The organism is Chromobacterium piscinae, assembly GCF_021129175.1.
Lineage (GTDB): Bacteria > Pseudomonadota > Gammaproteobacteria > Burkholderiales > Chromobacteriaceae > Chromobacterium > Chromobacterium piscinae.
Genome location: NZ_JAJOHV010000026.1, coordinates 52,995 through 78,654, shown reverse-complemented (window position 1 = coordinate 78,654; position 25,660 = coordinate 52,995). Strand labels below are relative to the sequence as shown.

22 protein-coding genes are annotated in these 25,660 nt (G+C 65.5%); 11 read left to right on the top strand and 11 right to left on the bottom strand.

Going from position 1 to position 25,660, the window contains the following annotated elements; genetic code table 11:
* Positions 1–11: 11 nt before the first annotated feature.
* The 3 genes from LQR33_RS09695 to LQR33_RS09685 all read right to left on the bottom strand — a co-directional run bounded on the left by LQR33_RS09695 (position 12) and on the right by LQR33_RS09685 (position 3,153).
* On the bottom strand, positions 12–764 hold the full coding sequence (locus tag LQR33_RS09695) for a hypothetical protein (RefSeq protein ID WP_144408865.1): 753 nt from the start codon (positions 762–764) through the stop codon (positions 12–14).
* A gap of 344 nt (positions 765–1,108) precedes the next feature.
* Positions 1,109–2,035, bottom strand: a complete 927-nt coding sequence (locus LQR33_RS09690) for a 2-hydroxyacid dehydrogenase (RefSeq protein ID WP_166438464.1) — start codon at positions 2,033–2,035, stop codon at positions 1,109–1,111.
* A gap of 347 nt (positions 2,036–2,382) precedes the next feature.
* Positions 2,383–3,153 (bottom strand): HAD-IIB family hydrolase, encoded by a 771-nt coding sequence (locus LQR33_RS09685; protein ID WP_221664835.1) that lies wholly within the window; start codon positions 3,151–3,153, stop codon positions 2,383–2,385.
* Between the two features lie 137 nt (positions 3,154–3,290).
* Here LQR33_RS09685 and LQR33_RS09680 point away from each other — a divergent pair, with 137 nt between their 5' ends.
* Positions 3,291–4,895, top strand: a complete 1,605-nt coding sequence (locus LQR33_RS09680; RefSeq protein ID WP_231468717.1) for a hypothetical protein — start codon at positions 3,291–3,293, stop codon at positions 4,893–4,895.
* 13 nt (positions 4,896–4,908) lie between these two features.
* Here the strand turns inward: LQR33_RS09680 and LQR33_RS09675 are convergent, their stop codons facing one another.
* Genes LQR33_RS09675 through LQR33_RS09665 form a run of 3 tightly spaced genes read right to left on the bottom strand, consistent with a single transcriptional unit; the run spans position 4,909 to position 7,277 of the window.
* Entirely contained in the window at positions 4,909–5,385 is a 477-nt protein-coding gene (locus LQR33_RS09675; RefSeq protein WP_231468715.1) for a GNAT family N-acetyltransferase, read from the bottom strand.
* A gap of 34 nt (positions 5,386–5,419) precedes the next feature.
* Complete coding sequence (locus tag LQR33_RS09670) at positions 5,420–5,881, bottom strand: hypothetical protein (protein ID WP_166438460.1); 462 nt, start codon at positions 5,879–5,881, stop codon at positions 5,420–5,422.
* Between the two features lie 28 nt (positions 5,882–5,909).
* Positions 5,910–7,277, bottom strand: a complete 1,368-nt coding sequence (locus LQR33_RS09665; protein ID WP_221668650.1) for an HD-GYP domain-containing protein — start codon at positions 7,275–7,277, stop codon at positions 5,910–5,912.
* A gap of 191 nt (positions 7,278–7,468) precedes the next feature.
* On the opposite strand from LQR33_RS09665, the gene LQR33_RS09660 reads away from it, so the two are divergent.
* Positions 7,469–7,978, top strand: coding sequence for a GNAT family N-acetyltransferase (locus tag LQR33_RS09660; protein ID WP_231468713.1), 510 nt, complete (start codon positions 7,469–7,471; stop codon positions 7,976–7,978).
* 31 nt (positions 7,979–8,009) lie between these two features.
* On the opposite strand, the gene LQR33_RS09655 is transcribed toward LQR33_RS09660, so the two are convergent.
* The 3 genes from LQR33_RS09655 to LQR33_RS09645 all read right to left on the bottom strand — a co-directional run bounded on the left by LQR33_RS09655 (position 8,010) and on the right by LQR33_RS09645 (position 12,462).
* Complete coding sequence (locus tag LQR33_RS09655) at positions 8,010–8,456, bottom strand: GNAT family N-acetyltransferase (protein ID WP_076225838.1); 447 nt, start codon at positions 8,454–8,456, stop codon at positions 8,010–8,012.
* A gap of 1 nt (position 8,457) precedes the next feature.
* Positions 8,458–9,933, bottom strand: coding sequence for a protein adenylyltransferase SelO (locus tag LQR33_RS09650; RefSeq protein WP_221668651.1), 1,476 nt, complete (start codon positions 9,931–9,933; stop codon positions 8,458–8,460).
* A gap of 261 nt (positions 9,934–10,194) precedes the next feature.
* The gene (locus tag LQR33_RS09645; RefSeq protein WP_231468711.1) at positions 10,195–12,462 is read right to left on the bottom strand and encodes a YgiQ family radical SAM protein; all 2,268 of its coding nucleotides are present in this window, start codon (positions 12,460–12,462) and stop codon (positions 10,195–10,197) included.
* Positions 12,463–12,731: 269 nt separating this feature from the next.
* Here LQR33_RS09645 and LQR33_RS09640 point away from each other — a divergent pair, with 269 nt between their 5' ends.
* The 5 genes from LQR33_RS09640 to ushA all read left to right on the top strand — a co-directional run bounded on the left by LQR33_RS09640 (position 12,732) and on the right by ushA (position 18,558).
* A complete protein-coding gene (locus LQR33_RS09640) occupies positions 12,732–13,583 on the top strand; it encodes a Kdo hydroxylase family protein (protein ID WP_221664829.1) in 852 nt (283 codons plus the stop codon).
* Positions 13,584–13,724: 141 nt separating this feature from the next.
* The gene (locus tag LQR33_RS09635; protein WP_231468709.1) at positions 13,725–14,444 is read left to right on the top strand and encodes a GNAT family N-acetyltransferase; all 720 of its coding nucleotides are present in this window, start codon (positions 13,725–13,727) and stop codon (positions 14,442–14,444) included.
* The gene (locus tag LQR33_RS09630) at positions 14,431–15,030 is read left to right on the top strand and encodes a class I SAM-dependent methyltransferase (protein ID WP_231468707.1); all 600 of its coding nucleotides are present in this window, start codon (positions 14,431–14,433) and stop codon (positions 15,028–15,030) included. The genes LQR33_RS09635 and LQR33_RS09630 overlap by 14 nt, the downstream gene beginning before the upstream one ends.
* Before the next feature lie 112 nt (positions 15,031–15,142).
* A complete protein-coding gene (locus LQR33_RS09625) occupies positions 15,143–16,825 on the top strand; it encodes a glutamine--tRNA ligase/YqeY domain fusion protein (protein ID WP_166438452.1) in 1,683 nt (560 codons plus the stop codon).
* A gap of 86 nt (positions 16,826–16,911) precedes the next feature.
* Positions 16,912–18,558 carry a bifunctional UDP-sugar hydrolase/5'-nucleotidase UshA gene (gene ushA, locus LQR33_RS09620; protein WP_231468705.1) on the top strand — a complete coding sequence of 549 codons (1,647 nt, stop codon included), beginning with the start codon at positions 16,912–16,914 and terminating at the stop codon, positions 18,556–18,558.
* 80 nt (positions 18,559–18,638) lie between these two features.
* On the opposite strand, the gene LQR33_RS09615 is transcribed toward ushA, so the two are convergent.
* Positions 18,639–19,487, bottom strand: a complete 849-nt coding sequence (locus LQR33_RS09615) for a hypothetical protein (RefSeq protein ID WP_221664826.1) — start codon at positions 19,485–19,487, stop codon at positions 18,639–18,641.
* A gap of 281 nt (positions 19,488–19,768) precedes the next feature.
* On the opposite strand from LQR33_RS09615, the gene LQR33_RS09610 reads away from it, so the two are divergent.
* The 4 genes from LQR33_RS09610 to LQR33_RS09595 all read left to right on the top strand — a co-directional run bounded on the left by LQR33_RS09610 (position 19,769) and on the right by LQR33_RS09595 (position 24,613).
* Complete coding sequence (locus LQR33_RS09610; RefSeq protein WP_221664825.1) at positions 19,769–20,986, top strand: 6-phosphofructokinase; 1,218 nt, start codon at positions 19,769–19,771, stop codon at positions 20,984–20,986.
* Positions 20,987–21,141: 155 nt separating this feature from the next.
* Positions 21,142–22,515, top strand: coding sequence for a cysteine--tRNA ligase (cysS, locus tag LQR33_RS09605; protein ID WP_221668658.1), 1,374 nt, complete (start codon positions 21,142–21,144; stop codon positions 22,513–22,515).
* 108 nt (positions 22,516–22,623) lie between these two features.
* Positions 22,624–22,839, top strand: a complete 216-nt coding sequence (gene rpmE / locus LQR33_RS09600) for a 50S ribosomal protein L31 (RefSeq protein ID WP_021478681.1) — start codon at positions 22,624–22,626, stop codon at positions 22,837–22,839.
* A 115-nt stretch (positions 22,840–22,954) separates the two neighbouring features.
* A complete protein-coding gene (locus tag LQR33_RS09595) occupies positions 22,955–24,613 on the top strand; it encodes an ArnT family glycosyltransferase (RefSeq protein WP_021478682.1) in 1,659 nt (552 codons plus the stop codon).
* Between the two features lie 68 nt (positions 24,614–24,681).
* On the opposite strand, the gene LQR33_RS09590 is transcribed toward LQR33_RS09595, so the two are convergent.
* Positions 24,682–25,596: a LysR family transcriptional regulator gene (locus LQR33_RS09590; RefSeq protein ID WP_231468703.1), complete on the bottom strand. Its 915-nt coding sequence runs from the start codon at positions 25,594–25,596 to the stop codon at positions 24,682–24,684.
* Positions 25,597–25,660 lie beyond the last annotated feature (64 nt).

The following is a 25,660-nucleotide window of genomic DNA, read 5'->3' as shown; positions in this document are numbered from 1 at the left end:
GGCTGAAATATTCAGCGGGCGCGCTTCTGCTTGCGCATTTTCACCCATCGCACCAGCGCGTGGCCGACGGCCAGCGGCGACAGCGGCACCAGCGCCAGCAGGCCGTCGCCTTGGCGGTAGCCGGGGTTGACGCTGAGGAAGAAGCGGTCCGATGGCTTGGTGGAATTCTGCCAAAGCTGGTGGTCGTCCTTGCCTTCCCGGGTCAGAATGCCGAGGTTGGCGATGAAGGGGCGGTCCGGCGATACCGGCGTGATGTTGAAACTGGCGAACAGTTCGCAGGCCTTGGCCGCCAGCGGGTGGCGATTGTCCTGGCCGGGCGCGGGCCAGAAACGGTGGGAGAAACGGTGGAGCACCGCGTAGCTGGACGGGTGCAGCATCACGCCGAAGAAATACAGCGGGCGCAGCGGGTGTTGCAGCCAGTGGTACATCACTTGCCGCATCAGGAAGGTGATGTTGCTGTTCTTGCCGCGAAACTCCTTGTACAGCCCGGACTGGGCGCGCAGCACGCTGCAGGTGCGTCCGCCTATCTGGCGGCGGAAGCGGTGCATGGTGCAGTAGCCTACCAGGCGGCCGGTTTCGTCCCGGTGCAGGAGCAGGCTGCTGTGTTCCGAGGGCGGAGCCATCACTAGATTGGCGAAGGTGGGGAGGTCGGTGCCGGCGAAGATGGCGTCGTGGACCTGGAACAATTCGCGCGCCAATGCTTCCCTTTCATGGTCGGGCAGCCTGGCGGGTTCCACACGGATGGATTGAGCGATGCGGGCCATTTCATACCCCTTTGTGCGTTGCAGCAGAGAAATGGCGGCATGGTAGAAATCGGCGGGAAGAGGCGCTACTGTACTTTATTACTATGCATTTGACATTTTATTTTAATAATAAAAATGTTTATTGGTTTCAGTTTCTTACTAAAACGGTTGTATGAATTAAGGCAAGGTCAATTGCCTGTTTGGACAGGCGGTCGGCCACATGGCTTATTGCGCGCGCAGCATCCGGCGACATCTGGCCGTCGCGCCTAAGAGTCGCTGACAAACCCTTGTGGAACACCCGAAACAAGGCGGCGCAACGCAGCATCAGGGTTTTGTCGGCGGCTCTAAATAAGCGTCGATAGGCGCTAGTAGCCCTGGCTTCTCACCACCAGGCCATCGGCCTCCTGGCCGGCGGCTAGCTTGCGCAGGTTCGCTGTGATCTGCTCCACCGCTTGCTGGCGCAGCGTGATCGCCGCGATGTGCGGCGTGATGGCGACCGAGGGGTGTTGCCACAGGGGATGCCCGTGCGGCAGGGGCTCCTGGGCGAACACGTCCAGCTGCGCGCAGCGGATGTGGCCGTTGTTGAGCAGGGCCAACAGGGCGTCCTGGTCCAGCAGGTCGCCCCGGCCGGCGTTGATCAGCATGGAACCCGGCGGCATCAGCGACAGCCGCTCTCCGTTGAGCAGGCCCTGGGTCTGGGGCGTGGACGGCAGCACGCAGGCCAGCACGTCGCTGTTTTCCAGCAGCTTTTCCAGGCCGGCGTCTCCATGCAGGCTGCGCACATGGTGGATGTGCTTGGGGCTGCGGCTCCAGCCGCTGACTTGATAACCGTCCTTGCTCAGCGCTTTGGCCGCCGCCGAGCCTATCTCCCCCAGGCCCAGGATGCCGACGCGGATGTCGCCGGGCAGGCGCGGTGCCAGCATCCGCCATTGTCCAGCCGCCTGCTGTCGGCGATAGACATCCATATTGCGTTGATAACCCAGCACGCCGTAGCGGATGTATTCGGTCATCTGGGCCGCCATGCCGCTGTCCAGCAGGCGATAGAGCGGCAGATCAGCCGGCAGGTCGGGACGGGACAGCAGCTTGTCCACGCCGGCGCCCAGCGCGAACACCGCCCTCAGCTTGGGCAGGCGGGCGATCAGCCCATCGGGCAGGCCCCAGGCGATCAGGTGGCGGACTTGGCCGAGATCGGCTTGGTCTAGGCTGGCGAAGCTTTCCTCCGGCATGGCCGCCTGGAACAGGTCGAGGTAGGCGGCGACTTCCTTGGGATTGGGCGTGTGTACGAGGATCATGGCGGCTGCGGCTTGTTGTAGGGATTATGCCTGCAGTATACATCGGCGTCCGACAGGCAAGGCCGGCGACGGGCGCCCGCCTGCCGGTGTTGTCTGGGCGTAAGGACAAACCGCAATCCGTTGCCGGCCCCGGGCCGTCGTATGGCCAGATCCTGTCGTCGAGGGTTCCGCGGCTTTCAGCGCCGATACCGAAGCCTCGCGGCGGCAGGAGCCGGGGACCGCGAGACGCGGCCCGACGGCGGCTACATGCCAGCGCAGAAGGGCAGCGACACCATCTTCGCCTTGCCCCTGCAATTAGCCGGTTTGGCGATGGTGATGGCCGCGAGCCTGGGCGCGCTGGCCGAATCCTAAGCGGCGGCAAAGCGCTCGCCCAGGCGGCGCATGGTCGCGATCAATTGTTCCTCGGTGTCATCGCCCCGCGCGATCCGTTCCGTCGCCAGCGTCCCGAGCTGCGCGTGCTCGCCCACCTGCACCGAGTGGCGGGCGACGGCGAACATCGGGATATCGTTGCTGTCGTTGCCGAAACACACCATTTCGTCCGCCGCGATGCCGTGGCGGGCCAGCGCGGCCGCCTTGTCCACGCCGGCGGCGGTGATGTCGACGATCTGTTGGTCAGAGTGGTGATGAATGCGGATGTCGGATCGCCGCGCCAGCGCCTGTTGCAATCCGTCGCTGTCCGCGCAGTCGGTGATCAGCAGCTTCGCGGCCCGGCGTACTGCGCCGCGTTCCACGTGGCGGGCCAGCCGTCCCGGATCCACCAGGCTCATGAAGGGATGGGCGGGGTCGCCGCTGTAGTGGTAATGCCAGTCCAGATCCGCCAGCCAGGAGGCGGCATGGCGTTCGGTCAGTTCGAACAGCTGTTCCAGCGTGTCGTTCGGAAGCGGCGTGAGATCCACCAGCGTGCGCCGGCGCCAGGTCATCGCGCCGTTGGAGCCGACGAAGAGGCCGTCGTGGAAGCGCTCGTCCAGCAAGGGCAGCATGTCGCGGTAAGGGCGGGCGGAGGCGAAGCCTATCCGGTGGCCCTGGTGTTCTAGCTCGGCCAGCGCGTCCTGGATGGCCGGGCTGATGCTGGCGCCGTTGAAGCAGAGGGTGCCGTCTATGTCGAAGATGAAGTGCATGGTTGCAAGCGGTTTTGTGAATAGTGCGCACTGGCGCGCTGTTTGGTTTCTGGATTGCTGATTTTGTTTAAATTTTGACTAAATATTGCATTGAAATGGCCGATATGAAAAGTGGTTGAATATTCGGGGGCAGAATCATGATTGTGAATAATGGCTTGACCGTCTCCTTCCGGCCGCAAGCGGCCGCCGTTTTCAGCAGCCGAGTCCAGGGCGTCGCGGACGAAGGCGGCGGCAAGCCCGAACCGTTGCAGGATCTCAACGGCCGCGTTGTCGGCACGCCGGAATCGCGCTACGGCTTGAGCACCAGGACGCTGCAACTGTTGAAGCAATACGACGTGCGCAGCATGTCCGGACGGGATTTGTACGCGCTGACGGAGATCCTGGGCGCGAATGACGAGATGGACGGCGAGACGGCCGCGGTGATTCGCGCCGACATCGCGAACAAAGGCTGGAAGGGTTCCGGCGAGGTCAACACGCTGGAGATTTTTTCCAAGCGGCGCGATGACGAGATGGCCGGCGTCAAGGCGGGAGAGGTGTCGCTGCGTTTCGCCGATTATGCGATCAAGGGATACGAGAGGGCGCAGCAAACGCTGGAGAAGCTGGCGGCGCTGCATGACGCCTTGCAGAGCGAGGACGACGTGCAGTCCGCCACCGCCGACGGCATGTCGCAGGCGACAGATCTGCTGAACCTGGAACGCTGGGCGCGATCGGCCGAGAAGGCCGATGCCAATGGTCAAGCGCTGCTTGTGGACCAGGAAACCGCGGAATCGATAGGCCGGGCCATGCGGCGCGCAGGCATGGAGCTGCCGCCGCCATCTTCCGATTTGGAAGATGGCGCTTGGGCCCGGCAGGCGCTGCAGGCGCATCGGACGTGGCAGTTCCGGCACCCGGGCGACAAGCTCGGCATCGATCTGAAGCCGGCGGACGAGGCGGACAAGAAGGTTTTCAAGGAGGCGGCCAAGCCGTCGACGGAAGCGGTGGGCGAGCAGTTGCCGCAGCAAGCGCCTGCCAGCCCGGCGAAAAAGGCGGCCGAAGCGATGGCGGGGTTGCAGGCGCAGGCGCAGTACGGCATGAGCCTGTCGATGCTGCGATTGATCAAGGGCGCCGATATCGCGAGCTTGTCGGTGGAGCAGGTCAAGCAATACAGCCAATTGCTGCGGACCGGCGGTGTGTTGTCCGAGGACGACGCGGAATCGCTGCTGCCGCTGACCCAGCGCGGGATGGTGGACCCGATGAGCTACTACAAGCGCGATCTGAGCTGGCTGGCGGACATGAAGGCTAAGGGTCTGACCCCGCAATACGCGACCGCGGGAGGCATGGCCGACCTGGTCAATGTGGAGGGGCGGGTACGGAACGACCAGCAAGGGCAGGGCGTGCTGGAGCGTTTGCAGGCGCTGCACCAGGCGCTGCAGGGCGACGATAGGGTGAAGGCGGCCGCGACCGACAGCCTGGGTCAGGCCGGCGATCAGGCCGCTTTCGAAAGATGGGCCCATGTCGAGCAGCAAGGCGCGCGCAACGCGGAGGCTGCGGAACCGGAGTTCCGCAGCCAGAAAGATGTGGACGGCATCTTCCGCATCCTGCATCGCCTGGGGGTGGAGCTGACGCCGATGCAGGGCGACAGCAGCGCCAGCCAGCGGCTGGGGCAAGCGTGGAAGGATTATCAGAACTGGCGGAGCAGCCACCCCGGCGAGGGGCCTGCCGTTGCGCGGGCTCCCGCGCGCGGGATCGACGCGTACGCCTGATGCGTTGGCCCGGCTAGGCCGGCGGCAAGGTGGCCAGCAGCAATTGCGGCCTGACGCGCTGGGGTTGGCCGTCTATCGGCGCGGCGACGTCGGCCAGCCGGCGGGCGCCGCGGGACAGGTAAAAACCCAGCGCGTTGGGGTCGGCGTCTATTGCGATGTCGGTCTGGCCGGCGGCGCGGGCGATGTCCAGAGCCCGCGCCAGCAACGCCTTGCCCAGGCCGCGGCCCATGCATTCCGGCAGCACCCACAGCGATTCCAGGCGCCATGGCGCGGTACGCGGGTTCAGCTGGACGAAGCCCACGACTGTGCCGCTCATTTCCGCGACGAAGGTGGGATGGCTTGCCAGGGTGTCGGCTTGCGTCGTCAGGTCCTCGCGCCATGCTTCCAGCTGGCGCGCGGTATAGGCCCAGTGAGCCTTGGATTTGAACGCCACCTGGTTCATCTGGGGCAGGTCGGCGGGGTTGGCTTGGCGTATCCGGTGCGCAGGCATGGCGTGAACGGTCCGGAGGAGAAAAGGCCTATTGTCAGCCGATTTTCATCGCGCGCGCCAGTTCGGCCAGGCAAGCCGCCTGCCATTCAAACTCAGGCTCGAACGACTCCGGTTCCATCGCCGCGCCGTAGCCGCCCTGGCCATAGACGGCGGCGTAGGCCGCGTATTCGGCCGCTTGCCGCGCCTGGCCGGCCAGGGCCCGGGCAGCCGCGTAGCTGGCCGAGACCGCCGCATGGCCGCAGCCGTCCAGCGAGAGGGAGCCGGGATGGGCTCCGGCCAGCTTCGCCGCGCGGGCGGCAAGCGCGTTCAGGGCGTCGCGGCTCATCTCTCCCTTCAGATAGCTTTCCAGGCCGTCCAAGCAGGCGCGCATATCTTCGCTTTCCAGTAGATGGGCGACGCGCCGCGCGCAGGCGAGGCCGAAGCGCAGGCGCAGGGGTTCCCGCTCCGGCGAATCCAGCTTGAGGTCAGCGGCGAGGCGGTCTAATTTGTCGCGCATCGGAAAGCCGGAAGGGAGGCCGGCGGGCTCAGGTCAGGCAGATGACATCGCTTTCCAGCGCGTCCTCTTCCCGCAGCACGGCCTCCAGCGCCTCGAAGCAGGCCGGGTCCAGCGCGCTGCCCAGGTTTTCGCGCATGATGGCCAGCGTTTCCGGCACCGGATTCTCCGGATGATAGGGCCGGGCGGCATGGATGGCGTCGAAGATGTCGGCGGTGGTGATGACGCGGGTTTCCAGCGCGATCTCATTGGCCGCGAGGCCGCGGGGATAGCCTTTGCCGTCCAGGCGCTCATGGTGGGCGCCGGCCACCTTGGCCAGCTCGGAGAACGATTCGATGCGGCCGAGTATGGTCTCGGTGTGGCCTGCGTGCAGTTTCACCGCCTCCCATTCTTCCGGCGTCAGCTTGCCCGGCTTGTCCAGAATGGTGTTGCTGACGCCCAGCTTGCCCACATCATGCAGCAAGGCGCCGCGCTTGAGCCAGCGCCGCCGCTGTGGATTCAGGCCCAGTTCCTCGCCGATGCGGTCGGCGTAGTGGCCGACGCGCAGGCTGTGGCCGGCGGTGAACGGGCTCTTGGAGTCCACCACCTGGCCGAAGCCCTCGGCGATCTCGTCCATGTAGTCGTCGTCCAGCGGCACCGTGCATTGGGCCGGCTCCAGCTCCAACACCGCGCGTTCGATGTCGTCGGATTCCAGCCGCTGCCAGAACGCCGTGTCGCGGCCGGCGCCGCGGAAGGCGGCCACCAGCTCCGGGTCGAACCAGCCGCCGCCGCGGCGCACCGCCTCGTCCAGCGCCGCGTGGCGGCCGTGGGTGACATGGAACACGTCTATCACCTGGGCCAGCAGCGCGATGCGGGCGTTCAGCGGGATGGCGTCGCGCTGCAGGCCCAGCGGACGGCCGGAGCCGTCCCAATGCTCGTCCAGATACTGGATGCCGTTGGCCACGTTTTCGTTGAAGCGCAGCTGGCGGGCGATGTCCGCGCCGCGGTGGCAGCGGGTGTTGATCAGTTCATCCGCCATTTCCTTGCCGCGGCGCAGCACGTTGACGATGGAGGCCGCGCGCTCGCGCCAGCCGGCGGCGTGGGTGCCGGTGTTGCTGAACACGAAGCCCAGCATCTGCGGCAGGCTGGCGCCCACCTGCTTGAAGTCCTGCTTGAAGCTGCGGTCGTCGGTCAGGTAGAGCTCGCAGATGCGGGCGGCGTTGCTGCTGCAGCCCAGGTCTTTCAGCAGGATGGCGTAGTAGAGGTCCCACAGCTCCTGCGGGGCCAATCCCAGCGCGCGGCCGATATGCATGCCTATCCAGCAGCTGCGGACGCAATGGCCCTCGGGCTGGCCTTCGGTGATGTCCAGCGCGTAGCTGAGCGAACTGATCAGTTGTGACAGCTTGAGGGTGGCGGCCATGGACGGTTCCCTTGTTGGAGGGCATTGTCTTGTTTATGCGCGGCGGGCCGGATTTTCGCAATGATGGTCTGCATCGTGATTGTATCTGTCTCTCGGCGCTGGACAGCCTGGGCGAGCCATTCGAGAATGTTTTCGTCCTATCCCATAGTGCGTTCCCCTGTCATGCCACCCGCCTCCAGGAGCTTGCGTCGATGAATGCCACTTTCACCCTCCATCCGCTGACTGCCGACGATTTCGAAACCATCGCCTTGCTGGGCGCCTCCATCTGGCGCAAGCACTTCATCGGCATGATCAGCCGAGAGCAGATCGACTATATGGTGTCCGGCCGCTACACGCCGGAAAAGCTGAGCCGCTACCTGGATGCGCCGGACCGCTGGTTCCGCCTGCTGCGGGTGGAGGGACGGCTGATAGGCTATTGCAGCTACGCGCTGGCCGAGCCTCCCGGCGAGATGAAGTTGGAGCAGTTGTATCTATTGGAAAAGATGCGGGGAAGGGGGCTGGGCGGCCGGATGATGGACGAAGTGGAAGCGGCGGCCCGGGCCAAGGACTGCGCCACGCTGATGCTGACCGTCAATCGCCACAACACCGACGCCATTGCTGTGTATCAAAAGCGCGGTTTTTCCGTGCGCGAGGAAGTGGCGGCCGATATCGGCAACGGCTTTGTGATGGATGATTATGTGATGGTGAAGGCGTTGATTTGACGTTTGCGGGTGCCTGCCGAATCCTGGCGCGCTAGTGCGAGTATTCCATGTAGAGCCGTTCCGGAGACTCGTCGATGATCTTGAAACCGTGCCTGGAATAAAATGCCTGGGCAAGCTGGTTGACTTGCAACACGCGAAGGCGAACGGGTTTGTTTTCGATTCGTCCTTGTCTGATCACCGATTGCAATAGCAAGGTGCCCAGGCCTCGATTTCTGAATGTCGGCAGCAGATAGAGTTTGACCAACTGCAGATGCGTGGGGTGCGTTTCCACACAGATCAGTCCGCAGGGATTCCCGTCCGACATCGCCAACTGGTGATGATCCGGATTGAAGTGTTCTTGATGGCAGCGCCGTTGGTAGTCCTGGTTCCAACCCCATGTCAGATCCACGTAATGCCTCATCGCCGCTTCGAAAATATCGAAAGCCAGCGGTTCGTCATCCGGTATGGCTTGGCGCTGTGTCAGGTTGGCTGGCTCCATGTCACGTCCCGCAAAACGTCCTATATCCCTCCGCCAGCTCCGGCTCCGCCGGCAATGTGTAACGTTCCAGGTCTCCGCGTTCTGCGAACGGCTGGCGCAGCGCTTCCAGCAGCTTCAGCGTCGGCCCCATGTCGCCGCGCTCGCTGGCGGCATCCAATGCTTCTTCCACCAGGTGGTTGCGCGGGATGTAGAGCGGGTTTTCGCGGCGCATCGCGGCGGCGATGTCGGGCGGGCGGCGGGTGCGCGGCACGTGGCGGGCGTGCCATTGCTTGAGCCACGGCGCCAGCGCGTCCGGAGACGGGAATAGCGCAGCCAGCCGTTCGCCCTTGCCCTCCGCTTCGTCCGCCAGGTAGCGCCAGGCCAGCGTGTGGTCGACGCCGTGGGCTGCCAGCAGCACCAGCCAGTCGTCGGCAAGCGCCTGATCGCCGTCGCGCTCGCCCTCCAGGCCCAGCTTGCGGCGCGCCTGCTCCAGCCAGCGGCGCTGGTATTGCTCCTCGAAGCCTTCGACGATTTCGGTCGCGGCCGGCACGGCGGCGGCCGGGTCTTCCGGGGAGATCAACGGCAGCAGGGTTTCGGCGAAGCGGGCCAGGTTCCACTGGGCGATGGCCGGCTGGTTGCCGTAGGAATAGCGGCCCTGGTGGTCTATCGAACTGAACACGGTGCCGGGGTAGTGGGCGTCCATGAAGGCGCAGGGGCCGTAGTCTATGGTTTCGCCAGACAGCGCCATATTGTCGGTGTTCATCACGCCGTGGATGAAGCCGGCATGCATCCAGCGGGCGATCAGCGCCGCCTGGCGCTCCGCCACGGCGGCCAGCAACGCCAGGTGGCGACCGTCCTGGCCGGCCAGCTCCGGATAGTGGCGGACGATGGTGTAGTCGGCCAGCTTTTCCAGCATGCTGGTTTCGCCGCGGATGGCGAAGTACTGGAAGGTGCCGACGCGCAGATGGCTAGCCGCGACGCGGGCCAGCACCGCGCCGGGCAGCGGGCGCTCGCGGTAGACCGGCTCGCCGGTGGCTGTTACCGCCAGCGCGCGGGTGGTGGGGATGCCCAGCGCCTGCATCGCCTCGCCGACGATCAACTCCCTCAGCATCGGCCCGACGGCGGCCTTGCCGTCGCCGCGGCGCGAGAACGGCGTCTGGCCGCTGCCCTTGAGGGCGATGTCGCGCCGTTGGCCGTTGCGGTCCGTCACCTCGCCCAGCAGCAGCGCGCGTCCGTCGCCCAGCGACGGCGACAGGCCGCCGAACTGGTGGCCGGCGTAGGCCTGGGCGATCGGTTGCGCGCCTTCGGGGACATCCGCGCCGGAGAACAGCCGCGCCAGCTCGGCTTCGCTGGCTTGTTCGGTCTCCAGGCCCAGCTCGTCTGCCAGCTCTGCGTTCCAGTACAGCAGCTCCGGCGCCGGCGGCGTTTCCGGCCGCACCGGCGCCCAGGCGTCGGGCAGGTCGCGGGCGTAACTGTGGTCGAAGGGGATGCGGATCATGGCGGTTTCTCGTGGGCGGAGGTGTCGAGTGGGCGTCTTGCGGCCCCGTTCCCCAACCGCTCTCCCGGGGGAGAGCGGTTTGGCGATGGGGAGAGGGGCACCTTGCAACGGCATTCAGTTTCGCGGTCGAGTGTTACCGTTTATGGCATGCCGCTCGCAACATTGTGCCCCTAGTCTGGGCGCGGCGCCAGCGCATTGGCATGTCGGGTGCGGCGGCGAGGAAAACGCCGCGGTAAGGCGGCGTTTTTCGCTTGGGCCGCGTCAGCGGCTGCGGCCGGTCTTGCCGCCGGGTTTGGCCGGCGAGCGGCCAGCCTGCGGCTTGCCTGAGGCCGGTCGGCTTCCCTGGCCATGCGAGCCGACGGCTGCGGCCGGCTTGGCGCGCTGTCCCTGTTGCGGCTGGCGCGCGCCGGGAGACTTGCCGCGGTTCATCGGCGCGCCCATCTTGTGGCGCACGGCGGCGGCCTTGTCGCCTGGCGGCGTCGGCGGGATCAGGCAGTGCTTGCTGTGGCCGATCAGGTCGCTGCGGCCCATCTGGATCAGCGCGTCGTGGATGATCTGCCAGTTGTCCGGATGGTGGTAGCGCAGGAAGGCCTTGTGCAGCTTGCGGCGGTAGCCGTCGCGCACCACGTCCACCTTTTCCGAACTGCGGCTCAAACGCTTCAGCGGATTGCGGCGGGTGTGCCACATGGTGGTGGCCATCGCCATCGGCGTCGGGGTGAAGGTTTGCACCTGGTCCAGGCGGAAGTTGTTCTTCTTCAGCCACAGCGCCAGATTCATCATGTCCTCGTCGCTGGTGCCCGGGTGGGCGGCGATGAAGTAGGGGATCAGGTACTGTTCCTTGCCGGCTTGGCGGCTGAAGCGCTCGAACAGCTCCTTGAACTTGTCGTAGGCGCCCATGCCCGGCTTCATCATCTTGGACAGCGGGCCGTCCTCGGTGTGCTCCGGGGCGATCTTCAGATAGCCGCCGACGTGGTGCTGCACCAGCTCCTTGATGTATTCGGGCGAGCGCACGGCCAGGTCATAGCGCAGGCCGGACTGGATGTTGATCTTCTTCACCCCCGGCAGCGCGCGCGCCTTGCGGTACAGCTGGATCAGGTGGCTGTGGTCGGTGTTCAGGTTCTCGCAGATGTCCGGGAACACGCAGGAAAGCTTTCTACAGGAACGCTCGATCTTCGGGTCCTTGCAGCTCAAGCGGTACATGTTCGCCGTCGGGCCGCCCAGATCGGAGATATGGCCGGTGAAGCCCGGGGTCTTGTCGCGGATTTCCTCGATCTCGTGCAGGATCGATTCTTCCGAGCGGCTCTGGATGATGCGGCCTTCGTGCTCGGTGATCGAGCAGAAGGTGCAGCCGCCGAAGCAGCCGCGCATGATGTTGACCGAGTACTTGATCATCTCCCAGGCCGGGATATGCGCGTCGCCATAGGCCGGGTGCGGGTTGCGGGCGTAGGGCAGGCCGTAGACGAAGTCCATTTCCTCGGTGACGAGGGGGATCGGCGGCGGCGTCAGCCACACGTCGCGCTCGCCGTGCATCTGCACCAGCGCGCGGGCGTTGCCGGGGTTGGATTCCAGGTGCAGCGTGCGGCTGGCGTGGGCGTACAGCACCGGGTCGTGGGCGACGGCTTCGTAGGCCGGGATGCGGATCACGGTCTTGGCGCGCTCGGCGCGGCGCTTGGCCAGGCGCTCCTCGCGCGATTCGATGCGGATCACCTGCGGCTTGGACGGATCGATGCCCTTGGTGGCTTCGGCCGCCTGCTCCGGAATGTCCTGATAAGGGTTCAGGTGCGGGTCGACGCGGCCCGGGATGTCCACCACGCTGGAATCCATCTCCTGCCACTCGTCGTCCGGCCGCCAGCCGTGCGGCACGATGAAGGCGGTGCCGCGGATGTCGCGCATCTCGGACAGCTTTTCGCCCTTGGCCGCGCGGTGGGCGATTTCCACCAGCGCGCGTTCGGCGTTGCCGTACAGCAGGATGTCGGCCTTGGAGTTGACCAGCACCGACGGGCGCACCTTGTCGCTCCAGTAGTCGTAATGGGCGATGCGGCGCAGGCTGGCTTCGATGGAGCCTATCATCACGCCGACGCCGGGGTAGGCCTCGCGGCAGCGCTGCGCGTAGACGGTGACCGCGCGGTCCGGGCGCTTGTTCGGCTCGGCGTTCGGCGTGTAGGCGTCGTCGGAGCGCGCGCGGCGGTCGGCGGTGTAGCGGTTGATCATCGAATCCATATTGCCGGCGGTGACGCCGAAGAACAGATTCGGCTTGCCCAGTTCGCGGAACGCGTCCGCGCTGTGCCAGTCCGGCTGGGCGATGATGCCGACGCGAAAGCCTTGCGCCTCCAGCAGGCGGCCCACCAGCGCCATGCCGAAGCTCGGATGGTCGATGTAGCAGTCCCCTGTGATCAGGATGATGTCGCAGGAGTCCCAACCCAGCTCGTCCATTTCGGCGCGGGTCATCGGCAGGAACGGGGCGGTGCCGAAGCGGCTGGCCCAGTACTTGCGGTAGGAATCGATTGGTTTGGCTTGCGGAGTAGTCATGCGTTCACGTCGAATTCAGGCAGCCGGCCATTATGCCGCATTCTGGCAAAAAAATCAGCATAAACAACTGTTTATTCTCGCCAATCGCCCGCATGGCGGTAGGGGCTTTGCGCGCGGGGATTTTTCAGGCGAATCAAGGCGCTGGCCGGCCTGCTCTGGGACGGGGCTGCCGGCGCGGCGGCTTTGGGTGTACCCTTGCCGGTTTGCGCGGCGCGGCAAGCCCGCGCCTCTCGAAATATTGGATGATTGCCGGGATGGGAGACGAAATCATGGCGGAACGCATTGTCGGAGTGAAGGACGGGGACCAAGGGCTGGTGAGCAGGCTGGAGGCGGGCGCGGTGCTGCATGTGCCGGATTTCGGCTTTACGCTTGATGCCGCCGAGCAGGCGTTGCTGAACCCGGCCATCGCCGATCCCAAGCGCAAGAACATCAGCCTGGAGCCGGACAACGGCGCGTTGCACGGCGTGTTGGGCGGGGATGACGCGCAGCGCGCGGTGCGCTCGCTGGTCTCGCGTTATCAGCAGGCGGCGGCCGACCTCTTGGCTCGGGTGCTGCCGGAATACCAGGGCAAGACCCGCGCCGCGCCCACCAGCCTGCGCCTGGTGCGGGTGGAAGACCGCAAGACCTCGTGGCGCAAGGACGACAGCCGCCTGCACGTGGACGCCTTCCCGTCCCGCCCCACCTACGGCGAGCGCATCCTGCGCGTGTTCTGCAACATCAATCCGGCGGGCGAGCCGCGAGTGTGGCGCGTCGGCGAGCCGTTCGAGGAGATGGCCAAAAAGATGCTGCCGCGGGTGCCGGCGCAATGGCCAGGCTCGGCCGCGCTGCTGGCGGCGCTGAAGATCACCAAGCGCAAGCGCAGCGGCTACGACCACATCATGCTGCATCTGCACGACGCGATGAAGGCCGATTTGGATTACCAGCGCGATTGTCCGCAGCAGACGGTGCCGTTCGCGCCGGGCGGCGCCTGGATCTGCTTCTCCGACCACGCGTCCCACGCGGTGATGTCCGGCCAGTTCATGCTGGAGCAGACGCTGTGGCTGCCGCTGGATAAGATGGACGACCCGGCCAAGTCGCCGCTGCGGCAGCTGGAGCGGCTGACCGGCAGGACTCTGGCATGAGTCTGTCCGCGCCAAACTCGAAATGGGTAACGCGGATTGCCGTTTTGTAGCAAAATGACCTTGTTTTTTCGATCCGGCGCCGCGTTCGCGGCGGCCGGGCCCCGCCATTTCCATAGAAAAAACAGAAACGGCCGCCTGAGCATGCATTCTCCGCAGATATTCCCGTCCTACATTCCCCCGATCCAGCTTCTGCCCGACTGGCGTTCCGCCGGCAAGGCGCCAGAGGCCCCCATCCATGGCGAGACCGTGTCCCTGCGTCCGCTGGACGCGCCCCGCCATGGCGCGGCGCTGTTCCGGCTGTTCGCCGGCGACGACGAGCATTGGGAGCATCTTCCCTATGGCCCGTTCGCCGATGAGGATGGATTCATGACCTGGCTGGCGCTGACCGTGGCGCAGTCGGACACCGCGCTCTACATCGTGTGCGCCAAAGACTCGGAACAGCCGCTGGGTTTCCTCGGCTATCGGCAGATGGTCCAGGCCCACGGGGCGATCGAGATCGGCCACGTCAATTTTTCGGCGGCGCTGCGCCGCACCCGCTTGGCCACCGAGGCGGCGTTCCTGCTGCTGAAGGCCGCGTTCGAGCTGGGCTACCGCCGCTGCGAATGGCGCTGCGATTCGCGCAACGCCGCTTCCGCCGCCGCCGCCCGCCGCCTGGGTTTCCAGTTCGAGGGCACTTTGCGGCAGGCCATGGTGGTCAAGCGCCGCAATCGCGACACCCACGTGTTTTCCATGCTGGATGGCGAATGGCAGGCGTTGAAGCCGGCTTTTGCCGCTTATCTGGCAAACGGCAATTTCGACGCTGTGGGCAGGCAGCGCCGCCCGCTGGCCGATTTTCTGGGCGAGATCCGTGAGCCGGCCTGACCCGTCCGAGAGCCGGGATCCGTGGCTGGCGCGCTGGCTGCCATTGCTGCGGGAGGCGGGCAGGCAGGGGCCGGTTCTGGAGATAGGCTGCGGCGAGGGCGAGGATTCGGTCGAGCTGCTCGGCGCGGGGCTGGAGTTGATCGCCTTCGATCTATCTGCTGACTCGATTGCCGCCGCAGCTCGCCGCGCGCCCGGCGGCAAGTTTCATTGCCGGGATGTTCGGCAGCCGTTTCCACTGGGCGGCGTGCGGCCGGGCGCGGTGGTGGCTAGTCTGTCGCTGCATTATTTTCCCTGGGATGAAACGGTGGAGATCGCGGAGCGCATCCGCCAGTGTCTGCCGCCCGGCGGCAAGCTGCTGTGCCGGCTGAACGCGGCCGACGACCATCATTACGGCGCCAGCGGCCATCCCGAAATCGCGCAGGATTATTATCTGGTGGACGGCGCGCCCAAGCGGTTTTTCAATGAGCGGGCGGTGCGCGAGCTGTTCGCCGGCGGTTGGCGCATTCTGTCGCTGGAGCACCATGTCAGCGGCAAATACGCGTTGCCGAAAGCCCTGTGGGAGGCGGTGCTGGAGCGGTCGAGCTGAGTCCGCCGGCTCCGTCCGAACGGTGGGCGGAGCGAGGAATCGGCCGCTTGGCGAAAATGGCGGGAAAATCGGTTACAATGGCCGATTCGCTATCCATACCCACAGCCAGAACATGAGCACGGAAAACAACGCGCCGGTTGTCAACAACTTCATTCGCAGCATCATCGACGAGGATCTGGCCACCGGCCGCCGCAAATCGGTGGTGACCCGCTTCCCGCCCGAGCCGAACGGCTTCGCCCACATCGGCCACGCCAAGGCGATCTGCATCAACTTCGGTCTGGCCGAGGACTACAACGGCCAGTGCAATCTGCGCATGGACGACACCAATCCGGAGAAGGAATCGGACGAGTTCGTCGAGGCGTTCAAGCAGGACATCTCCTGGCTGGGCTTCAAGTGGAACGGCGAGGTGCGCTACGCATCCGACTACTTCGACCGCCTGTATGGCTACGCCGTCGAGCTGATCCAGGCCGGCAAGGCCTATGTGGACGATCTGTCCGCCGAGGAAATGCGCCAGTACCGCGGCAACCTGACCGAGCCGGGCAAGAACAGCCCCTACCGCGACCGCACGCCGGAAGAAAACCTCGATCTGTTCACCCGCATGAAGAACGGCGAGTTCCCGGACGGCAGCAAGACGCTGCGCCTGAAGATCGACATGGCTTCCGGCAACATCAATCTGCGCGATCCGGCCATCTACCGCATCCGCCGCGTGCATCACCACCGCACCGGCGACAAGTGGTGCATCTACCCGATGTACGACTACACCCACTGCATTTCCGACGCCATCGAGGGCATCACCCACTCGCTGTGCTCGCTGGAGTTTGAAGACCACCGCCCGCTGTACGACTGGGTGCTGGACAACATCAGCATCGGCCACCATCCGCAGCAGATCGAATTCTCCCGCCTGGAGCTGCTGTACGCGCTGACTTCCAAGCGCAAGCTGCAGGCGCTGGTCAACGACGGCGCCGTCACCGGCTGGGACGACCCGCGCATGCCCACCATCGCCGGCATGCGCCGCCGCGGCTACAGCCCGGCCGGCATCAAGCTGTTCGCCCAGCGCATCGGCGTGTCGAAGAGCGAAAACATCATCGACATGGCCATTCTGGAAGGCGCGGTGCGCGAGACGCTGGAAAACGACTCGCCGCGCGTGATGGCCGTGGTCAATCCGCTGAAAGTGACGCTGAGCAACTACGACGCCGCCGTCACTGCCAGCCGCAGCGCGCCGTTCCACCCGCACCATCCGGAATTCGGCGAGCGCGAGGTGCCGATCGCCCGCGAGATCTGGATCGAGCGCGACGATTTCGCCGAGGTGCCGCCGCCGAAATGGCAGCGCCTGACCGCCGGCGGCGAAGTACGCCTGCGCTACTCCTACGTGATCAAGTGCGACGAAGTGGTGAAGGACGCCAATGGCGAGATCATCGAGCTGAAGTGCTCGATCGACCACGACACGCTGGGCAAGAACCCGGAAGGCCGCAAGGTCAAGGGCGTGATCCATTGGGTGTCGGCCGAGCATGCGATCCAGGCCGACGTTCGCTGGTACGAGCGCCTGTTCACCGAGCAGCGTCCGGACGCAGTGCGCGGCGAGGATGGCGAATACGTCGACTTCCGCCAGTTCCTGAGCCAGGAATCGCTGAAACTGGTGCCTGCCTTCGTGGAGGCGTCGGTGCTGCAGGCGGAGCCGGAGTCGCGCTTCCAGTTCGAGCGCCTGGGGTACTTCGTCACCGACCGCTACGAACACCGCAAGGGCGACAAGGCGGTGTTCAACCGCACCGTCGGTTTGAAGGACAGCTGGAAGTAAATCATCGCAGCACTGCCGGATGGCGAGCCCCAGGGTTCGCCATTTTTGCATGCGCAAGCGGCAACGCCGGCTCATAAGGAGAAAAAATGCGCACCGAGCTCAAATCCATCGCCGTATCCCTGCTGGCCGCCGGCCTGCTGTCCGCTTGCGCGACCCCGCCGGGCAAGGGCAATTACGACAGCGGCAAGGTCTACAAGATCACCATCCTGCACACCAACGACCACCATGGCCGTTTCTGGCCCAACAGCGACGGCGAATACGGACTCGCCGCGCAGAAAACGGTGGTGGACAAGGTGCGCGCCGAGGTGAAGGCCGAAGGCGGCTACATGCTGCTGCTGTCCGGCGGCGACATCAACACCGGCGTGCCGGAGTCCGATCTGCAGAACGCCGAGCCCGATTTTCGCGGCATGGACCGCATCGGCTACGACGCGATGGCGGTGGGCAACCACGAGTTCGACAAGCCGGTGCCGGTGCTGATGCAGCAGCGCAAGTGGATCAATTTCCCGATGCTGTCAGCCAACATCTACCAGGACGGCAAGCGGATGTTCGATCCCTACGCCATGTTCAACCTGGGCGGCGTCAAGGTGGCGGTGATGGGCCTGACCACCGACGATACCGCGAAGATGGTGAACCCGGCCCAGATCAAGGGCATCGAATTCAAGAGCCCGATCGCCGAGGCGGCCAAGCTGGTGCCGGAGCTGCGCCAGCAGGCCGACATCGTCATCGCCGCCACCCACATGGGCCATTACGCCGACGGCAATCATGGCGTCAACGCGCCGGGCGACGTGGAAATGGCGCGCGCGGTGAAGGGGCTGGACCTGATCGTCGGCGGCCATAGCCAGAACCCGGTGTGCATGAAGGCAGAGAACGTCCGCGACGACGCTTACGTGCCGGGCGCGCCCTGCGCGCCAGACCGCCAGAACGGCGCCTGGATCGTGCAGGCTCACGAGTGGGGCAAATATGTCGGCCGCGCCGATTTCGAATTCCGCAACGGCAAGCTCAAGCTGGCCAAGTACCAGCTGATTCCGGTCAATCTGAAAAAGACGGTGAAGACCGCCGATGGCAAGACCGAGAAGGTGCCGTACACCGAGCTGATCCCGGAAGACAACAAGCTGCGCAGCTTTCTCAAGGCCTATCAGGACAAGGGCCAGGCCGAGCTGGGCGTCAAGGTGGGCGAACTGTCGGCCAAGCTGGAGGGCGATCGTTCGGTGGTGCGCGGCCAGCCCACCAATCTGGGCGTGTTCGTCGGCGAGGCGATGATGGCCAGAACCCAGGCCGACTTCGCGGTGATCAACTCCGGCGGCATCCGCGACTCGCTGCCGGCGGGCGTGGTCAGCTACAAGGACGTGCTCAAGGTGTTCCCGTTCGGCAGCACGCTGGCCTATGTGGACATGAGCGGGGTCGAGGCATTGGACTACCTGAAGGCCGCGGCGCGGATGACGCCGGGCGCGGGCGCCTTCGCCCAGTTCGCCGGCGTCAAGCTGCGCATCGTCGGCGGCGAGCTGCAGCAGGCCGAGGTGGGGGGCAAGGCCATAGCTCCGGCCAAGCGCTACCGCGTGGCGATCAATAGCTTCATGGCCTCGGGCGGCGACGGCTATCCGAAGATGATGGAGCATCCGGGCTATGTGAACACCGGCTTCGTCGACGCCGAAGTGCTCAAGGACTACGTGGCCAAGCATTCGCCGATCTGGGCCGAGCGTTACGCGCCGGCCGGGGCGGTGGCGCGGGAGTAAGATTCGGCCGCTGCGGCTTTGGGAAGAACGGGCCGCTCCTGTGGAAGGAGCGGCCCGTTTCGCATGGGCGGCAGACGCGATCAGCGTATGATTTCGAAGAACGGGTCGCAGCAGCTGCCGGCCGGGGTGCAGCCGTAGCCTCCGGTCTGGTCCGGCGCGAAGTCGCTCTTTTTCCATTGCTTGTAATGGGCAGCCGTGTAGTAGACGCGGCTGTTGACGTAGTCGTAGACGACGCGGCCGTCCGATGCGGCGTAGGCGTACTGATTGTCGCCGGGGTATTCGGCCTGGGTCAGCTCCACGTAACCGGTCAGCGGGATCTGCGCGCCGCCCACCGTGCGGAAGCGGTTGGCGTAGCAATGCCAGCGCAGGCTGTTGCTGATGCCGGCGGTGCGATTCAGCAGATCCATCGCGGGTTGCCGTCCCAGATTCGCCAGATTGGGGCATTGATTCAGATTCAGCCCGGCGATGTTGACTGCCGGCAGGTGGTTGCGTTCGTTGCCGTGCGGCGAGCGGGCATATTCGGCCCAGTAGGCGGCGTTCATGAGGAACGGGCCGTCCACTTGCGGGGGGTAGAACTGGCCGGCGGCGACGGTGGCCAACTGGTATTGCAGCAGCGAGGAAGCCATCTGCCTCAGGCCGTTGGTCAGCACCGCGCGATCTTGCTTGACCTGGGGCACCACCAGGCCGGAGCCGGTATTGCTGACCACGGCCCGGACATCCGCCGGCAATGCGTTGTAATTGCTGCACTGCTGCGGCGTCCAGCGAGCGCCCAGCGGCATGCGGGCGGACCAGAGCTGGCCGATCGCGTCTTGAGGGCTGGTCCACTTGTCGGCGGCGACTGCGTGGCCGGAGAGGCTGATGGCCAGCGCCGCGGCGGGGATCAGGGCGTGAAGGGCGCGCGGGAAAAGCGCGGCGTGTCGTTTGGACATGGTGCCTCCTGAGGGAAGGGGTATCGGGCTGGCGTGTCGGTCGCCGCGGCCATCCTGCCGCCGTTGAGCGTGAAAAAGTACTGATCGTTAGGGCGGGGCATGGTTTCGCGCTTTTCCCCTGGCGCGCCGGCGAGCGAGTTTGCCGCTGGTCAAGGAAGCGTTTTTTGCCGCGCTCATCGGTCTTGAGGCGGCTTTCGTCCAAGTGGTATGGTGGTGGCGTTATCGGCGCGGCCCGGACGACGGCGCGCCTGTTCCGTCAGTTTCTCATCCAGGTTGCGATCATGACCAAGCCAAGAGCTGTATATCTGCAATCCGGCGGACCCACCGCCGTTCTGAACGCTTCCGCCCAAGGGGCGATTGAAACCGCGCGCCGCCTGGGGCTTTCCCTGTACGCCGCCTACGATGGCCTGGCCGGCTTGCTGGATGATCGCCTGTGCGATACCGACGGCGTGTCGGACACCGCCATCGCCCAGCTCGCCTTCATGCCGGGCGGCAGCTTCGGCGTCAGCCGCCGCATGATAGGCACGTTCGAGGAGGCTCCGGAGGACTGGCTGCGCCTGCGCGACGTGCTGGCCAAGCACGACATCCGCTATCTGTTGATCAACGGCGGCAACGGCTCGCTGGGCTGCGCCGAGCGGCTGGCGGATTTTGAAAAGCGCACCGGCTACAAGCTGGGCGTGATCGGCATCCCCAAGACCATAGACAACGATCTGATGGGCACCGACAACAGTCCCGGCTACGGCTCGTCGGCCAAGTTCCTGGCCAGCGCGATGCGCGAGGTGGGCCTGGACATGACCAGCATGGGCTGGGGCAGGGTGTTCATCATGGAAACCATGGGCCGACACACCGGCTGGCTGGCCGCCGCCTGCGCCGCGTCCTCGCGCAGCCCGCAGGAAGCGCCGCATCTGTTGCTGCTGCCCGAGGTGCCGTTCGACCAGGAGCGCTTCCTGGCCGCGCTGGACGCCAGCCTGGCCAAGCACGGCCAGTGCGCGATCGCGGTGGCCGAGGGCATCACCGGCTCGGACGGCCGTTTCGTCGCCGAAGCCAAGAAATCGGAAACCTACGGCCATGAGCAGCTGGGCGGCGCCGGCCACTGGCTGGCCCAGCTGATCCTGCGCGAGCGCGGCATTTCCGCCCACGTGGCCCAGGTGGACTATCTACAGCGCGCGGGAGGCCATCTGGCTTCGGCCACCGACGTCCGCCAGGCCTATGTGATGGGGGAGAAGGCGGTGGAATGGCTGCTGGCCGGCAAAACCGGGCTGATGGCCGGCATCAAGCGCCTGAACGATCATCCTTACTGCTGGGATGTGGCCGAAGTGCCGCTGTCGGCGGTGGGCGACAAGGAAAAACGGCTGCCGCCGGAGTTCATCGGCGCGGACGGCTTCAGCGTCACCCAGGCTTTCCTGGACTACGTGAAGCCGCTGATGGAGGGCGAGCGCATCCCGCCGTTCAAGGACGGCCTGCCGGATTACCGCCCGATCGCCTGGCCGCGGGTCTGATTCGCGATTGACGGCGAGAAACGGCTGCCGCGTCGCAAGGCGCGGCGGCCGTTTGCGCATTTCAGCGCGTAATGTCGCGGCTCGAATGACAGAAGCCGGCGCCGCTCTGTTACAATCTCTTTCCTTTGAATCATCAACCATAGGTTTTTTTGATCATGCTGAGCCTGTACAACACACTGACCCGCCAGAAGGAAGCGTTCAAACCCATCGAACCCGGCAAAGTGAGCATGTACGTCTGTGGCATGACCGTTTACGACCTCTGTCACATCGGCCACGCGCGCATGCTGGCCGCCTTCGACGTGATCTACCGCTGGCTGAAGGCCTCCGGCTACGATGTGAACTACGTGCGCAACATCACCGACATCGAAGACAAGATCATCAAGCGCGCGCTGGAGCGCGGCATCACGCCGGAGCAGCTGGTAGAGGAAACCATCGCCGACATGCGTCAGGACGCCGCGGCGCTGGGCCTGCTGCCGCCAACGCACGAGCCGCGCGCCACCCATCACGTGGGCGGCATGGTCGCGATGATCGAGCAGCTGATCGCCAACGGCAAGGCCTACCCGGCCGCCAACGGCGACGTTTACTACGCGGTGCGCGAATTCGAAGGCTACGGCAAGCTGTCCGGCCGCACGCTGGACAAGCTGCGCGCCGGCGAGCGCGTGGAAGTGGACCCGAACAAGCGCGATCCGCTGGACTTCGTGCTGTGGAAGGCCGCCAAGCCGGGCGAGCCGTCCTGGGACAGCCCGTGGGGCAAGGGCCGTCCGGGCTGGCACATCGAGTGCTCGGTGATGAGCTGCCACCATCTGGGCGAACAATTTGACATTCACGGCGGCGGCGAGGACCTGCAGTTCCCGCACCACGAGAACGAGATCGCCCAATCCGAGGGCGCGCACGGTCACCAGTACGTCAACTACTGGCTGCACAACGGCTTCATCAATGTCGACGGCGAGAAGATGTCCAAGAGCCTGGGCAACTTCTTCACCATCCGCGATGTGCTGCAGCACTTCGACGGCGAGGTGATCCGCTTCTTCATCGTGCGCAGCCACTACCGCAGCCCGGTCAACTACACCGACGGCATCCTCAACGACGCCAAGCACGGCCTGACCCGCCTGTACACCGCGCTGCGCGGCATCGAGTTGCCGGCGTCCGCGGGCCTGGACTGGAGCAACGTCTACGCCGCCCGCTTCAAGGCGGCCATGGACGACGATTTCAACTCGTCCGAGGCGGTGGCGGTGCTGTTCGAGCTGGCCGGCGAAGTGAACAAGAGCCGCGACCCGCAGCTGGCACGCCTGCTGAAAGATCTGGGCGGCGTGCTGGGCCTGCTGGAGCGCGATCCGGAAGCCTTCCTGCAAGGCGGCGTAGGCGAGGGCGAGCTGTCGGCGGAACAGGTGGAAGCGCTGATCCAGGCGCGCAAGGACGCGCGAGCCGCCAAGAATTGGGCCGAATCCGACCGCATCCGCGACGAGCTGATCGCCAAGGGCATCGCGCTGGAAGACGGCGCAGGCGGCACCACCTGGCGCCGCGCCTGATCCGGGTTTGGCCGCTGGCGCTTGTCAACGGCGGCCAAACGGCGGATAATGCCATGTTTCGCAAGCAGTACAGGCAAAACCCCTGTACCCGTTATGAAAGGTAGAGAGATGAAAACCGATATTCACCCGAACTACAAAGAACTGTCCGTTACCTGCTCCTGCGGCAGCCAGTTCGTGACCAAGTCCACCATGGGCAAAGACGCTTTCTCGATCGAAGTGTGCTCCAACTGCCACCCGTTCTACACCGGCAAGCAGAAGATCGTGGACACCGCTGGTCGCGTGGACAAGTTCAACCAGAAATTCGGCGGCTTCTTCAAGCGCTAAGCGCGTTGCCGTATCTGGACTTCGAAAAAGGCAGCCTGCGGCTGCCTTTTTTCATGCCTGCGCCGCATGCGTGGGATAATCATCAGATCCTTAGGAACAACAAGGTGGCAACGGGATGCTGACTTATTCCGCTCAGGCCAGCACGCTGGCCAAGCCGACTGAAAAACCCTGGGTGCTGCTGCTGCTGTGTTTCATCTGGCTGTGGCCCGGCATCCTCGGACACGATCCCTGGAAGCCGGACGAACCCTTCGTGCTGGCTATCGCGCAAGGCATGCTGGACAGCGGCAACTGGCTGCTGCCCATGCTCAATGGCGCGCCCTATCTAGACAATCCTCCCTTGTATTACTGGCTGGTCGCCGGCTGCATCAAGCTGTTCTCGCCCTGGCTGCTGCCCGCGCACGACGCCGCCCGGCTGGCGACGCCGCTGCTGATGTCGCTGTCGCTGCTGCTGGCCGGCATGGCGGGCCGCGACCTGATAGGCCGCCGCCACGGCCGCAGCGTGGTGATGATCCTGATAGGCTGCATCGGCCTGGTTGAGTCAGGCCATCAGCTGACCCCCATCGTCGCTAGTTTCGCCGGCCTTACCGCCGCGTTTTACGCGCTGTCGCTGACCCTGCGTTCGCCAGGCCTCGCCGGCGCGCTGTTGGGCGCTGCCAGCGTGATGACCTTTCTGGGCGGCAGCCTGGCGGACTTGTTGCTGATCTGGCTGGTGGCGGTGATGCTGCCGGCCTTCAGCGGCTGGAGACGCAAGAATTACGCGATCACGCTGCTGCTGGGATTGCTGCTGGCCCTGCCCGCCATCTTGGTGTGGCCGATGTTGCTGCAGCGTCTGTACCCGGCGGTGTACGCCGAGTGGTGGGGCAATTACGCGCTGGGCGGCTCCAGCGGTTTCCGCCATGTCAGGCTGTTCCATGACTTCGGCTATTACAGCCTGAACGTCTTGTGGTTCGCGTTCCCCGCGTGGCCGCTGGCGATGTGGACGCTGTACCGCAACCGTCAGCTGCAGTCACCCAAGCTGCAACTGCCGCTGCTGTTCACGCTGATGATCGCGGTGCTGCTGACGCTGTCCGATCGCGCCAGCATCACCGACGCGATGCCGCTGCTGCTGCCGCTGGCCGTGCTGGCCGCGGTGGAGCTGGACAATCTGCGCCGCGGCGCCGCCGCCTTCCTCAACTGGTTCGCGCTGATGACCTTCGGCCTGTTCGGCCTGCTGGTGTGGCTGGGCTGGGCGGCGATGAACTATGGCTGGCCGGAGGGCCTGGCCGGGCGCGCGCAGTATTTCAGCCCCTTTTACCATCCGCACGTGTCCTGGCTGCAGGCGGCCGGCGGCTTGATCGCCACCCTGGTGTGGCTGTGGGCGCTGACCCGACCGCACCTGCGGGGCCGCCAGGCGATCACCAACTGGGCGGCCGGCCTGACGCTGCTGTGGGGCCTGGGGATGACCTTGTGGCTGCCCTGGTTCGACGCCGCCAAGAGTTACCGGCCGGTGGTGGACAGCATGCTGCGCAAGCTGCCGGCCACCGCCACCTGCATCGCCACGGAAAACCGCAACAGCCTGGCCATGATCAGCTGGCGCTACTACGCCGGCATCGATCTGTTGTCCTTCCCCGCCGGGGAGACGCCGCCGTGCGACTACTGGCTGGTGGTGCGCAGCAGCGAGGAGGGCGTGGCCGAGCCTGGCTGGCAGGTGTTGTGGACGGGGAATCGCCCACGCGAGCAGAACATGACCTTCGCGCTGCTGCAGCGCCTGCCGCCGCCGAAATCGCCCAAATAAGCGCTGCCATTGAAATGAAAGCCGCTCCGGACGCATGCCGGGGCGGCTTTTTTCATGGAGGCTGGGCGCTATTCGGATTTTGGCCGATCAGGCGGGCGATGGCCGGCGTAGCGCTGCATGCCCTCCACCAGCGCGTCGAATACGGCCTTGCAGGCGCGATTGTGGCGCAGGTCCTCATGCATGGTGATCCAGGTGTCCAGGCGCAGCGCGTAATGCTCGGGCAGAATGCGCCGCAACCCGTCGCGCCGCGCCAGAGGCAACTGGCAGAAGCCGAGGCCGGCGCCGGCCCGCAACAGCGCCAGCTGGGCCAGGTCGCTGTCGCTGCGCAAGGCGAATCCTTCCCGCGCCATGCCGGGCATCCGCTTGGCGGCCTCCCGCTGGAAGGCGCTGGGTTGGTCGAAACCAATCAGGCTGTGCTTGTTCAGATCATCCACGGAAGCGGGCTCGCCATGCTCGGCCAGATACGCTGGCGCGGCGAACAAGCCAATCTCGATGACGCCCACCTGGCGGGCGATCAACTGCGCCTGTAGCGGCGCCAGCATGCGCACGGCGATGTCCGCCTCTCGTTGCAGCAGGTCCTGCGCGCGGTTGCTCAGCGCTAGTTCTATCGTGACCGCCGGATGGCTGCGGCGCAGCTCGGCCAGCATCGGCGGCAGCACCTCCACGCCCACCACCTCGCTGGAGGTGATCCTCACCACGCCGCGCGGCGCATCCCCCTGACTGGAGGCCATGCGCTCCAGCGCGGCCGCGTGGCTGGCCATCGCCTCCGCATGCGGGCGCAGCGCCCGAGCCGCGTCCGTCGGCAGCAGCCCGCCCTGGGAGCGGGTGAACAGCGGGATGCCCAGCGCGGCCTCCAGCGCGTCGATATGACGGCCGAGGGTGGGCTGGGCCTGGCCCAGCGCGCGCGCCGCCGCGGATAGCGATCCTTCCCGCAGCACGGCGAGGAAGGAGCGGTACAGCTGCCAGTCTATCGTGGTATCCATACGTAAATGTATGGAATGTATGCTGTTTTAGTCAATTCCGTATTGATCCGCGCCGCCATAAGAT

Bases quoted from the DNA above. Each gene is read 5' to 3' on its own strand.
- LQR33_RS09645 (WP_231468711.1), bottom strand. From the start codon at position 12,462: ATGACTACTCCGCAAGCCAAACCAATCGATTCCTACCGCAAGTACTGG.
- ushA (WP_231468705.1), top strand. From the start codon at position 16,912: ATGCGCACCGAGCTCAAATCCATCGCCGTATCCCTGCTGGCCGCCGGC.
- rpmE (WP_021478681.1), top strand. From the start codon at position 22,624: ATGAAAACCGATATTCACCCGAACTACAAAGAACTGTCCGTTACCTGC.
- LQR33_RS09660 (WP_231468713.1), top strand. From the start codon at position 7,469: ATGAATGCCACTTTCACCCTCCATCCGCTGACTGCCGACGATTTCGAA.
- LQR33_RS09590 (WP_231468703.1), bottom strand. From the start codon at position 25,596: ATGGATACCACGATAGACTGGCAGCTGTACCGCTCCTTCCTCGCCGTG.
- LQR33_RS09625 (WP_166438452.1), top strand. From the start codon at position 15,143: ATGAGCACGGAAAACAACGCGCCGGTTGTCAACAACTTCATTCGCAGC.
- LQR33_RS09675 (WP_231468715.1), bottom strand. From the start codon at position 5,385: ATGCCTGCGCACCGGATACGCCAAGCCAACCCCGCCGACCTGCCCCAG.
- LQR33_RS09640 (WP_221664829.1), top strand. From the start codon at position 12,732: ATGGCGGAACGCATTGTCGGAGTGAAGGACGGGGACCAAGGGCTGGTG.
- LQR33_RS09635 (WP_231468709.1), top strand. From the start codon at position 13,725: ATGCATTCTCCGCAGATATTCCCGTCCTACATTCCCCCGATCCAGCTT.
- LQR33_RS09655 (WP_076225838.1), bottom strand. From the start codon at position 8,456: ATGGAGCCAGCCAACCTGACACAGCGCCAAGCCATACCGGATGACGAA.
- LQR33_RS09615 (WP_221664826.1), bottom strand. From the start codon at position 19,487: ATGTCCAAACGACACGCCGCGCTTTTCCCGCGCGCCCTTCACGCCCTG.
- LQR33_RS09595 (WP_021478682.1), top strand. From the start codon at position 22,955: ATGCTGACTTATTCCGCTCAGGCCAGCACGCTGGCCAAGCCGACTGAA.
- LQR33_RS09690 (WP_166438464.1), bottom strand. From the start codon at position 2,035: ATGATCCTCGTACACACGCCCAATCCCAAGGAAGTCGCCGCCTACCTC.
- cysS (WP_221668658.1), top strand. From the start codon at position 21,142: ATGCTGAGCCTGTACAACACACTGACCCGCCAGAAGGAAGCGTTCAAA.
- LQR33_RS09610 (WP_221664825.1), top strand. From the start codon at position 19,769: ATGACCAAGCCAAGAGCTGTATATCTGCAATCCGGCGGACCCACCGCC.
- LQR33_RS09650 (WP_221668651.1), bottom strand. From the start codon at position 9,933: ATGATCCGCATCCCCTTCGACCACAGTTACGCCCGCGACCTGCCCGAC.
- LQR33_RS09670 (WP_166438460.1), bottom strand. From the start codon at position 5,881: ATGCGCGACAAATTAGACCGCCTCGCCGCTGACCTCAAGCTGGATTCG.
- LQR33_RS09665 (WP_221668650.1), bottom strand. From the start codon at position 7,277: ATGGCCGCCACCCTCAAGCTGTCACAACTGATCAGTTCGCTCAGCTAC.
- LQR33_RS09685 (WP_221664835.1), bottom strand. From the start codon at position 3,153: ATGCACTTCATCTTCGACATAGACGGCACCCTCTGCTTCAACGGCGCC.
- LQR33_RS09695 (WP_144408865.1), bottom strand. From the start codon at position 764: ATGGCCCGCATCGCTCAATCCATCCGTGTGGAACCCGCCAGGCTGCCC.
- LQR33_RS09680 (WP_231468717.1), top strand. From the start codon at position 3,291: ATGATTGTGAATAATGGCTTGACCGTCTCCTTCCGGCCGCAAGCGGCC.